The following is an 11,799-nucleotide window of genomic DNA, read 5'->3' as shown; positions in this document are numbered from 1 at the left end:
ACAGCCACAGCCACAGCCAGATGATAATTCAAACAAGATTGAAACAGGAGCGGTATTAGCAAATACAAGAAAAGATAATCGTTTTTCTGAAGAATTAAAAAAATTAAATGGTTACAACACAAACGTTATCACTGTGGATGGTGTTGACATTATTATTGGATTACCAGGCGCAAATGTTGAAGGTTGGATGACTACGAGCGTAAAAGAAAAGGGAATACAGTTTGAAGTATGTTGTGGTCGTTATTCTGATACACGTTTTGGTGTGAATTATTCTTTGGATGGTTATAATAGCTATCTGTTCTATAACGGTAATCCAACGCAAAATATGCCAACATCAGGCACTGCCACTTATTCAGGTGATGCGATTATTGCAGCCGCAGATGTACGTGGATTAGACCAACTTCCTTATTACCAGGGCAAATCTAATTTTAATGTTGATTTTGGCAATAAAACCTTAAAGGGTACACTCGACATTCCAACTGACAATAATGCCTCATCTGTGACAGTAGGAATTAATGCTCAAATTAAAGGTAACACATTTGCAGGAAACACAGAATCAGCCACGCTACCGGATGGTAAGGTAGAGGGTAAATTCTACGGCGATAATGCCAAAGAAATGGCAGGTCTTGCACAAGTAAAAGACAAAAATAGTTCTCCTTGGAGTGCTGCTTTTGGTGCTGCAAAACAATAACGTAAAAACATAGAATGATAAAGCAAGCTACAGAGCTTGCTTTATTCATCTTCAAGAAACTTAAAACTCATGAAATCCTTTTAATCTATCTAGTATGCTATCTACTTAACAAAAATTATTCATTAAGCTATACTAACTACCGATTAAATCCCAACTATTAACCGATAAGGAGCATTTAATGACATTCACAAAAAATACATTAATTAAATTGAGTTTGACAACATTCGCCGCATTAATGATTTCAGCTTGTGGTAGCAGTGGCAGCGGTAGCGATAACCCTCAACCGCAAAATAATAATGCGGCAAATAATACGCAAACCAATCAAGCAACAAATAACAAGCCTAACAACAATCAAACCTCTACCCCATCTTCATCAGATAGCACAGGTGGAGCACTTGTGATTAGCGGTGCTGATCATAATGTTTCTGTCAAAAAAGTGGATTTAAAGTCGCAAAAAGATAATTTGACAAGAATTAACGTGGATGGAAAAACGCTTTTCATTGGTTTTAAAAATGGAGGCATTTCTTCCCGTGGATGGACAACCCTTAACTCGAATAGTGTATCAGATAATGGAGAACGCTTTGATTTAAATGGCGTATTAGAAGTTTGTTGCGGAAAATACACTGATGTACGTTTTGGTGCAATTGGCAGCCAAGAAGCAAGTCAAAACGATATCTTCTTTTATAATGGTAACCCTTCAAAAACCATTCCGACTTCAGGTATTGTAGCTTATCGTGGCGACAGTATTCTTTCCGCTGATAGTGATAAACTTCCTGATGATGCGGATTATTTCACAGGTACATCAAACTTTAGAGCAGACTTTGGCGCTAAAAAGCTGACCGGTTCTTTAGATATTAAAAATGTAAAAGTTAACATTGATGCCAATATTTCCGGTAATGGTTTTAGTGGTACAGCAAAATCCGATGCATTTGTAGCTCAAGGTACTGCCGAAGGTAAATTTTACGGCAATAATGCGAAAGAATTAGGCGGATTGGTGAAAGGTAATGATAATTCTTGGGGCGCAGCCTTTGGTGCTGCAAAACAATAGCACTTACATTCAATTATGATTTAGAATGATAAAGCAAGCCAGCGTGCTTGCTTTATTCATTTAAGGAAACTTATTTTATGAAACTGACAAATACCGTTTTATCAACGTTATTTTTCTCATTACTTGCGATTAATACACAAGCAGAGATTGCTCAATCCAAAAATGATAAACTCAATGATCGTATTAATGTAGCAAAACCTACTTTACCTCAGCAAGAAAAAAATATCACCCCAAAATCAGACGAAACCACCGTATCAATGAGTAAGGAAGAACTTCAACAATATCCTGATTTGATTGTTCGTGGGCTTGTGCCAGCGGTATTTCAGGGGGATGGTGAAGCTGTGGAAATCTTATTGCCACTTTACAAAAATCTTCCTCAGCAAGATCCAGCTTTGCTCTCGTGGGCTGAAGCAATTATGGCACGTGAACAAGGAAATTTTTCACTTGCAGTCGAGCGTTATCGTTCTTTATTTAGCCAGCATTCCCATATAATCGCCTTACGTTATCAGCTGGCGCAAGCCTTGTTTCTAAATAATGATAATGAAGCAGCAAAAGATCAATTCCAAAAACTCCGTGCAGAAAAAGTTTCACCGGAAACTGTGCAAGTTATCGAGCAATATCTTTCCACCTTGAATAAACGCGATCAATGGAAAGTGAATGGTGGATTGAGCTATCTAAATGAATCAAACATCAATAATGCACCTAAATCCGGCACAAAAATTGGCAATTGGAATGCTTGGGAAAAAGAAAGTGCGCAGGGTTTTTCCTACTATTTAAATACCGAGAAAAAATGGTCTTGGGCGAATAATATATTCACAAAATTACAATTTGAGGGGCAAGGCAGATATTTTTGGAATAACAAAAAATATAATGAATTAAATCTTCGTGTGGGCACAGGCTTAGGCTATCAAACTGCACGCTTTGAAACCTCACTCACGCCCTTTATGGAAAAACGTTGGTATGGCGGCGGTTCATCGGGCAGTAATTCATTAAAACAATATTCAAAAAATTCCGGAGTACGATTAGAAACAAACTATTGGTTAAATGAAAAATGGCAAATTTCGACCGCACTTGAATATGGTGAACAGCGTTATGATTGGCGTAAACATTTAAACGGCAATAACTATCTTTGGTCAAACACTTTGCTTTATGTTCCCAAAAGCGGACAATATTGGCTGGCTGGAATAGATTACAACCGTGAAAATACGAGAGATCGAGATAACGCCTACCAACGCAAGAATATTCGTCTAACTTGGGGGCAAGAATGGCAGTGGGGAATCTCTTCCCGTTTAACCCTTGCTTATGCAAGACGAACCTATAAAGATATTGATTTTTTCCAAATCCGCCAGAAAAATGATGAATATTTCACAGCCCTAACTTTATGGCATCGCGATTTCTATTTTTGGGGAATTACACCAAAACTGACGTGGGCTTATCAAAAAATAAAAAGCAATCACCCTTTTTATAGTTATGATAAAAACCGCCTTTATTTAGAAATGAGCAAAACATTTTAAGGAATATAATGACACTCACACAACGATACAAACAAGCTGCCAAGGAAGCAAGATGGGCATTAGGGCTTACAATCTTATACGTGATTGGTTGGTGTTTATGTGCTTACTTACCGAAAGAGACTTTAGGTCCAATTGGGTTTCCCCTTTGGTTTGAGCTTTCTTGCATTTATTTGCCAATTCTATTTATTGTGATAGGTTATTGGCTCATTAAGATTATCTACCAAGATATTTCACTGGAAATAGAGAAAGATGAAAAAGGGGATAAACAATGAATTTAGGTATTATTCTTCCTTTAATCATCTATCTTGCCTTTGTGTTTGGCGCGGCTATTTATGCTTACGTGAAACGTACCAAAGGGGATTTTTTAACAGAGTATTATGTCGGCAATCGCTCGATGACCGGTTTTGTCCTTGCCATGACGACAGCTTCCACCTATGCCAGTGCAAGTTCCTTTGTGGGCGGGCCCGGTGCAGCCTATAAATATGGGCTGGGTTGGGTATTGTTAGCCATGATCCAAGTACCGGCAGTGTGGCTTGCCTTGGGCGTATTAGGTAAAAAATTTGCCCTCATCTCACGAGAAACTAACGCTCTCACTATCAATGATCTTTTTCTTTACCGTTACAAAAACAAATATCTTGTTTGGCTTTCAAGCCTTGCGTTATTACTCGCCTTCTTTGCTGCGATGACCGTACAATTTATCGGTGGTGCACGATTACTTGAAACGACCATTGGGATATCTTATACGCAGGCGCTTTTACTTTTCGCCTTCACCGTGGGTATTTATACGTTTATCGGTGGTTTCCGTGCGGTGGTACTGACTGATACCATCCAAGGGACAGTGATGATTATCGGTACGGTTATTTTACTTGGCGGTACCATCTATGCCCTTGGTGGTGTGGAAAGTGCGGTCAATAAATTGACAGAAATTGACCCCGCATTGGTCAGCCCATACGGCCCTAACGATATGCTCGGTTTTCAATTTATGGCATCCTTTTGGGTGTTAGTCTGTTTTGGGGTGGTGGGATTGCCCCACACGGCGGTGCGAGCAATGGCATTCAAAGATAGCAAAGCCCTACATCGAGGTATGTTAATCGGCACTATCGTGCTTTCCTTAATTATGTTTGGTATGCATTTAGCCGGTGCATTAGGGCGGGCAATTATTCCGGATTTAACTATTGCAGATCAAGTTATCCCAACCCTCATGTTACAGGTACTTCCACCTATTGTGGCAGGCATTTTCTTAGCTGCCCCGATGTCAGCGATTATGTCCACCATTGATGCACAACTGATTCAATCATCATCCATTTTTGTCAAAGATTTATATCTTTCCGCCAAACCGAATGCGGTTAAAAATGAGAAAAAAATCAGCTATCTTTCTTCAATAATTACTCTAATTCTGACCGCACTTTTAATCTTCGCCGCCCTCAACCCGCCGGAGATGATTATTTGGCTCAATTTATTCGCCTTCGGTGGATTAGAAGCCGCCTTTTTATGGGTTATCGTATTAGGGATTTATTGGGATAAAGCCAATGCTTATGGAGCATTAAGCTCGATGATCATTGGCTTAGGCAGTTATATTTTACTCACCCAACTCGGTATTAAGCTGCTTGGATTCCATCAAATCGTGCCGGCATTAACATTCGGTTTAATTGCATTCTTGGTGGGAAACAAATGGGGCGAGCTCCGTATTGAAAAAACAGCGGAAAAAATCACCGCACTTTAGGAATTAATTGGTATTATGTAGTCGGGACACACTGTGTGTGTCCCGACAAATAAACAAAAAATAATGCTCTATCAAATTATCGCCTTGCTGCTTTGGAGCAGCTCACTCATCGCAGCCAAGTTTACTTATTCGATGATGGATCCCGTGCTTGTTGTCCAAGTGCGGTTAATTATTGCGATGATTTTTGTTTTTCCCCTCTTTTTACGCCGTTGGAAAAAAATTGACAAGCCAATGCGTAAACAACTTTGGTGGCTTGCCTTTTTTAACTATACGGCGGTCTTCTTATTACAATTTATCGGCTTAAAATACACCTCTGCCTCTAGCGCAGTTACGATGATTGGGCTTGAACCGTTACTTGTGGTGTTTGTCGGGCATTTCTTTTTCAAAGACCAAGCCAAATGGTTTCATTGGTTATTTGGTGCGCTTGCTTTCTTGGGTGTCGCCGTGATGATTAATGGTGGGCAACACAATGAGGGGATTAATGAAATTAGCTTATTCGGCTGCCTATTAGTACTTAGTGCCGGCATCGTGTTTGCCAGCGTATTACGTTGGACACGAGCCGTAGTGACAAAAATATCCACACAAGCCTATACAGCTGTCAGCATTGTATTAGGAACGATTACTACACTGCCTTTCACGCTTATTCTGACGGAAAGTTGGGAAATAAACTTGAATGGATACGGCATCATCGGATTATTTTATCTCGCTATCGGTTGTAGTTGGCTTGCCTATTGGCTGTGGAACAAGGGTTTAAACAGCGTAGATGCCAATCTTTCGGGAATCTTGGTTTCTCTTGAGCCTTTATTCGGCATTTTATTTGCTGTCGTTTTACTTGGTGAAACGCTCTCATTTTCTACCGCACTTGGCATTACACTGATTATGTTTGCTACTCTTGGTTCAACGTTACTGCCGAAATTTTTGAAAAAATCGGTATAATGCACGCCACGTTCATCCAATGACAAACAAAGGAAAAATATATGGCTTGGATTCAAATTCGCCTAAATAGCACAAATGAAAAAGCAGAAAAAATTAGTGATTTTCTCGAAGAAATCGGTGCCGTTTCCGTTACTTTTATGGATAGCCAAGATACACCGATTTTCGAGCCTTTACCGGGTGAGACCCGTCTTTGGGGTAATACGGATGTGATCGCTTTATTTGATGCGGAAACCGACATGGCAGAAATTATCAATTTGCTAAAACAAGCTGAACATTTAGATGAAAATACCGCTTACAAAGTTGAGCAAATTGAAGACAAAGATTGGGAAAGAGAATGGATGGATAATTTTCATCCAATGCAATTTGGCAAACGTTTATGGATTTGTCCAAGTTGGCGTGAAATTCCCGATGAAAATGCCGTCAATGTAATGCTTGATCCCGGTTTGGCATTCGGTACCGGTACTCATCCAACAACCGCACTCTGTTTAGAATGGCTGGACAGCTTAGATTTAAAAGACAAAACTGTGATTGATTTTGGTTGTGGCTCAGGCATTTTAGCTATCGCGGCATTAAAACTCGGTGCAAAAAGTGCGGTAGGCATTGATATTGATCCGCAAGCCATTCTCGCAAGCCGTAATAATGCGGAACAAAATGGCGTAGCGGATCGCTTGCAGTTATTCTTATCCGATGAAAAACCAGCAGCTCTCAAAGCTGATGTAGTAGTTGCCAATATTCTTGCCGGTCCATTAAAAGAGCTTTATCCTGTGATTAGCCAACTCGTAAAAGAAAATGGCGATCTCGGTTTATCCGGCATTTTGGAAACGCAGGCTCAATCCGTATGCGAAACCTACGCACAAACCTTTAGTTTAGATCCTGTAGCGGTACGTGAAGAATGGAGCCGCATTACAGGCAAACTAAAAACCAGCTAATTTCTTTTTGTCAATCAAAAAAAGTGTATTTTTTGAACAAATTTCACTTTGCAAACTAGGGCAAAATGCGTATCATAGCACGCCTTGTCGGTTGTTGCCCTATTCGACAATAATAGGATTTAGGCTTGCTTAAAGGTGGTAGAAGTAAAATGCAAATCGGTTCATATCAATTAAAAAACCGTGTTTTACTCGCGCCTATGGCAGGTATTACCGATAAACCTTTTCGCCGACTTTGCGCTCATTATGGTGCAGGTTTGACCTTTTCAGAAATGATGTCCACAAATCCACAAGTTTGGCATACTGAAAAATCGAAACTGCGTTTGGCACATAGCGATGATCTGGGAATTAATGCCGTGCAAATTGCGGGCTCCGATCCGTTGGAAATGGCAAAAGCTGCAGCCGTAAATGTGGAATATGGTGCAGACATTATTGACATAAATATGGGATGCCCCGCCAAAAAGGTTAATCGCAAACTGGCAGGTTCCGCTTTATTACAATTTCCCGAACTGGTAGAAAAAATTCTACGGGAAGTGGTCAATGCGGTTGATGTGCCGGTTACCTTAAAAATTCGTACAGGCTGGGATAAATCCAATCGAAATTGTGTACAAATCGGCAAAATTGCTGAACAATCCGGTGTTCAGGCTTTAACTATTCATGGGCGAACGCGAGAATGCCTTTTTGAAGGGAAAGCAGAATATGACAACATTCGCTCGGTCAAACAAGCTATTTCCATTCCTGTAATTGCAAATGGCGATATTGATTCTGCAGCGAAAGCAAAAACAGTGCTTGATTACACAGGTGCTGATGCAATTATGATCGGTCGTGCCGCACTCGGTAATCCATGGCTATTTCAGTCTGTAGATAACTTAATAGAGCACGATTCGATAACACAAACGCCAAGTTTAACTGAAAAGTGCGGTCAAATTTTGCGCCATATTCAAGAATTACATCAATTCTATGGCGAGCAAAAAGGTTATCGCATTGCACGTAAGCACGTGGCGTGGTATTTACAGGGAATTCAACCCGATTCCGTTTTTAGACAGGCTTTTAACACAATTAGTGATGCCAAACAGCAGCTTATTGTGTTAGAGGATTTTTTAAATTCAATTTTGGATAAAGAAAAATGTTAGAACAACAACGTAATCCATCTGAAGCATTAACCGTTTCAGTTTTAAACTCTCAATCACAAGTAACCAATAAACCATTACGTGATTCTGTCAAACAAGCATTGCGCAATTATTTATCACAATTAGATGGTCAAGATGTGAATGATCTTTACGAATTAGTATTAGCGGAAGTTGAACACCCAATGTTAGATATGGTTATGCAATATACTCGCGGCAACCAAACCCGTGCAGCCAATATGCTTGGCATCAACCGTGGTACTTTACGCAAAAAATTGAAGAAATACGGTATGGGTTAATTTCTAATACTTTAAATAAAACAAAAAAGACGAACTTTGGTTCGTCTTTTTTGTTAATTACATTCGATTTATATATGCCCAAGTTTCTTTCATTAGAATCAGTACCACTAATAATATCGTAATCTAAAAGCATATAAGTCAAAAAATTTCGATTTTGTTTCATTCTTTTTTAGCCAAAAATAAAAAGAAAATATATCATCTGCTATAATAGTGATCTGTTAAAATCTATTAATAATAAAAATGAATAACGCCTCTAATGAACTCACTCTTAAAGCATTAACAAATACCTATATTAATCTTATAAACAAAGAAGATTATGAAGAAGCTAAAAGATATGTGGAAATGCTTCGTTTACTTGCCCCCCAAGATGTCGAGAATGTACATAAACTCGCCTATATCTATTTAAAACAAGAAAAATGGCAAGCCGCTATCGATGCCGGCTTACAAGCTATTTCATTGGATAACCAATATGTGGCGACACTTGATTTACTGGCTCACGCCTATGGCGCAATGAGTGATTGGGAAAAATCAGGCTACTACGGACACCAAGCCTTAACAATACGTAATGCAAAAGTCTCCACACCTACCGAGCCAATGCCGACAGTATCCTCCCTTAAAAACGGTAAAAAATTGATTGCATTTTCACTGTTTGGAAAACGTTCAAAATATATAGAAACAGCGGTATTAAATGTTCAAGTTGCTCACGCACTTTTCCCAAGCTGGATCTGCCGCTTTTATATTGATGAGACCGTTCCGGAAAGCGCCGTGCAACGTTTAAAAGAGAATGGCGCTGAAATTATTAAAATTGCACCCCATTTAAAAACATGGCCTGGAGCAATGTGGCGTTTCCTCGCAATCAATGATTCTGAGGCAGAATATGTTATTTTTCGTGATGCGGATTCCGTCATTTCTCCTAGAGAATCCGTTGCCGTTACAGAATGGATCAAAAGTGGACGCTCATTTCACACGATGCGGGACTCGGGATCACACACCGCCCTCGTGTTAGCCGGAATGTGGGGAGCCAAAGCAAATTCAATTTCCAATATGGAAGAAAGAATCCAAAGTTATATTAATAAAGGCTATGATAGTGCTCACTTTGCTGATCAAGATTTTTTAGCCGATGAATTATGGGGCTATATTCGTCAAGATCTCTGGGCTCATGATCGGCTTTTTAATTTTTACGATCCTAAACCTTTTCCAGAGCTCCCTTTTAATAGTGAATATCAAATTGCTTTTTCTGAAGGAAGTGCCGGTTTTATAGCTAAAACTAATTATGAAGAAGGAACACAAATCAAATGGACGCTATATTCTTCTATTTCACCGGTACTAAATACGGATTATTCTCCAATTATCGTTCCTGAGTTTAAAGTTTGTAGCTATCAAACCAACGTAAAAAATGGAGAGATTACAGATAATATCCCACGGCGCTATGCTTATGCCTTCAAAAAAGGACTAGCAAGGATTGATATTGAAAAAATATAAATCATTCTTTCATTTCTAACCGCACTTATTGAATATTCCCTTTTTATCAATTTCCTTTCTAATAGTAAGTGCGGTCAAATTTCTCCCTATTTTTTATCATTTATTAATTTTCTCCCAATAAAAAACCCGACCGAAGTTGGGTTTTAAACTTAGTTTAGGTAAACGTTAGATTACCATTGGTAACCAACACCAACGGAGCCACCTACATCACCTTGGCTATTTGCATTACCTTGAAGTTTCAAGATAAGCTTACCGTTATCACTTGCACGTGAGTAACCCACAGCAAAGGCATTTTCGCCTTTGAAGGTACCCGCGGAAGCCGCAACCATTGATTTACCCGGTAGGTAAACTTGTGGAAGACCTGCTGCCGCATTAGCACCCGCAATACCGCCACGAGCCTCTTTGCTCACTTTGTTAATACGGTTGTTCACATTAGTAATGTTGTTTCTCAACTGACTAACATTCACAGCATCTGTCGGCTCAGTACCCGCTTTCACATTTGTGATCTTATTACCATCAACATTGACATCACCACCTTTAATAGTTGTGCCGCCATTCTCGTTCAAGGTAACGCTTGATTTACCATTTGAGATGCTGTTAATGCCTTTCAGATCTTTAGCAAGTTGAACTTCTAACGAGCCTTGACCATCTGCTTTGACATTGATGTTGCCTGAAGCTGACTTGAATGATTTAGATGCTGCTTTATCTACACCTTCACCTTTCACTGTTACTACAGAGTTTAGTTTATGGTTGTTTACAGTATCATTATCATTACCGGTAAATTTCAAGCCATCATCACGGGTAGCAACTTCGTGTTTAGTACCTTTATCATCTGTATAAACGATACGGGTCATACCGTCTTTACCGTTCTTACCATCAGTACCATCAACACCGACTGAGCCTTTTTCGCCTTTAATCGTTAAGCCGTTTGCACCGTCTTTACCATTTAAGCCGATAGAGCCGTCTTTACCATTGATCACAACAGCTGAACCATCTTTACCGTTTACACCGATAGAGCCATCAACACCGTCTTTGCCTGGTTGACCGTTTTGACCCGGTTCACCTTTTTGACCAACAACAACTGTTGCATCTTTACCTGGCTTACCATCTTTACCCGGTTCACCGGTTACAACGATAGTTTGAACTTCTACATCTTTAGAAGTTGTGTAGATGATATTATCACCATCACGTTTCACTTCTAGGTTTTTACCTGCTTGGAAGTTCACTTTATCACCGGCACTAACTTTCTTCGCTGTACCTGCTTCGGTTTCAAATGACATATTCTTATCATCTGCTCTACCGGTATTCACGATCCAGCCAGCACTGTTGATCGCGTCAGCTACATTTTGCACGGTAGCCACTTTGTCACCTTCGCCATTTGCAACGCTGACTTGACCTGCTTTGGTAATAACATTACCAGCCGCATCCTTCACGTCTTGATCGCCTGCTTTTGTGATGTTTCCAGTATTCACATCGTAAGCAACATTCACAGTATCTTTACCTGTTGCCGGGTCAGTGGTAACAGTAATATTCGCTGTAGATCCCTTGCCATCAACATAATTCACTTGATCACCTGGGTTCACTACAACAGATTTAGTCACATCATTACCATCGGCATCTTTGACAACATTACCGTTTGCATCGATCACTTTAGCATTGTTGGTAGTCCAACCAGTGTTGTTGATCGTGTTAGTGATGTCACCTACAGTAGCGACTTTATTTTCATCACCGACTTTGGTCACAACATCTTTTGGATCAACTTTATCACCATTTTTATTTGTGTAGCTACCGTCTTCTTGTTTAGTTAATGGATTACCATCGTTATCCTCATACGTTGTTGTCGTATTTGGTGCGGCTTTTCCATCCTCAACTTTTGAAGAGCCAGTGTTTACATCAAAAGTTACATCTGTCGTTGTACCATTTGGTGTAACGGTAACATTAACGGTAGAAGAGTCGTTAAAACTTACGTTCTCATTGTTTCCAACGGTGTTTTTATCATCTCCATTTTCTTGAACATTCCAAGAAGCAGTTGCGTCTTTACCGTCTTTACCAT

The 11,799-nt window shown here is 39.7% G+C and carries 11 protein-coding genes; 10 read left to right on the top strand and 1 reads right to left on the bottom strand.

Translation table 11 applies throughout. From position 1 onward, the window contains the following. The 10 genes from BKG94_RS09870 to BKG94_RS09825 all read left to right on the top strand — a co-directional run. Positions 1-691, top strand: a 691-nt coding sequence (locus BKG94_RS09870) for a Slam-dependent surface lipoprotein (RefSeq protein WP_077436664.1), incomplete at its 5' end; no start/stop codon positions are given. 178 nt (positions 692-869) lie between these two features. Then, complete coding sequence (locus tag BKG94_RS09865; protein ID WP_077436662.1) at positions 870-1,739, top strand: Slam-dependent surface lipoprotein; 870 nt, start codon at positions 870-872, stop codon at positions 1,737-1,739. A 77-nt stretch (positions 1,740-1,816) separates the two neighbouring features. Further along, on the top strand, positions 1,817-3,253 hold the full coding sequence (locus tag BKG94_RS09860) for a surface lipoprotein assembly modifier (protein ID WP_077436660.1): 1,437 nt from the start codon (positions 1,817-1,819) through the stop codon (positions 3,251-3,253). 8 nt (positions 3,254-3,261) lie between these two features. After that, on the top strand, positions 3,262-3,525 hold the full coding sequence (locus BKG94_RS09855; RefSeq protein ID WP_077436658.1) for a YhdT family protein: 264 nt from the start codon (positions 3,262-3,264) through the stop codon (positions 3,523-3,525). Continuing rightward, positions 3,522-4,976 carry a sodium/pantothenate symporter gene (panF, locus tag BKG94_RS09850; protein WP_077436656.1) on the top strand — a complete coding sequence of 485 codons (1,455 nt, stop codon included), beginning with the start codon at positions 3,522-3,524 and terminating at the stop codon, positions 4,974-4,976. Before BKG94_RS09855 ends, panF begins: the two co-directional genes overlap by 4 nt. A gap of 63 nt (positions 4,977-5,039) precedes the next feature. Beyond that, the gene (locus BKG94_RS09845) at positions 5,040-5,912 is read left to right on the top strand and encodes a DMT family transporter (RefSeq protein WP_077436666.1); all 873 of its coding nucleotides are present in this window, start codon (positions 5,040-5,042) and stop codon (positions 5,910-5,912) included. Between the two features lie 41 nt (positions 5,913-5,953). Further along, positions 5,954-6,841, top strand: coding sequence for a 50S ribosomal protein L11 methyltransferase (gene prmA / locus BKG94_RS09840; RefSeq protein WP_077436654.1), 888 nt, complete (start codon positions 5,954-5,956; stop codon positions 6,839-6,841). A 149-nt stretch (positions 6,842-6,990) separates the two neighbouring features. After that, on the top strand, positions 6,991-7,971 hold the full coding sequence (dusB, locus tag BKG94_RS09835) for a tRNA dihydrouridine synthase DusB (RefSeq protein ID WP_077436652.1): 981 nt from the start codon (positions 6,991-6,993) through the stop codon (positions 7,969-7,971). Next, a complete protein-coding gene (fis, locus tag BKG94_RS09830; protein ID WP_018356238.1) occupies positions 7,965-8,264 on the top strand; it encodes a DNA-binding transcriptional regulator Fis in 300 nt (99 codons plus the stop codon). Before dusB ends, fis begins: the two co-directional genes overlap by 7 nt. 240 nt (positions 8,265-8,504) lie before the next feature. Continuing rightward, entirely contained in the window at positions 8,505-9,746 is a 1,242-nt protein-coding gene (locus BKG94_RS09825) for a tetratricopeptide repeat protein (protein WP_077436650.1), read from the top strand. Between the two features lie 170 nt (positions 9,747-9,916). Here the strand turns inward: BKG94_RS09825 and BKG94_RS09820 are convergent, their stop codons facing one another. After that, positions 9,917-11,488, bottom strand: coding sequence for a YadA family autotransporter adhesin (locus BKG94_RS09820; RefSeq protein ID WP_143538933.1), 1,572 nt, complete (start codon positions 11,486-11,488; stop codon positions 9,917-9,919). Positions 11,489-11,799: the final 311 nt, after the last annotated feature.

The sequence above is a fragment of the Rodentibacter ratti genome (assembly GCF_002000485.1).
Lineage (GTDB): Bacteria > Pseudomonadota > Gammaproteobacteria > Enterobacterales > Pasteurellaceae > Rodentibacter > Rodentibacter ratti.
Note: the sequence above shows the minus strand (reverse complement) of the source record. Positions and strands in the feature narration are given on the sequence as shown.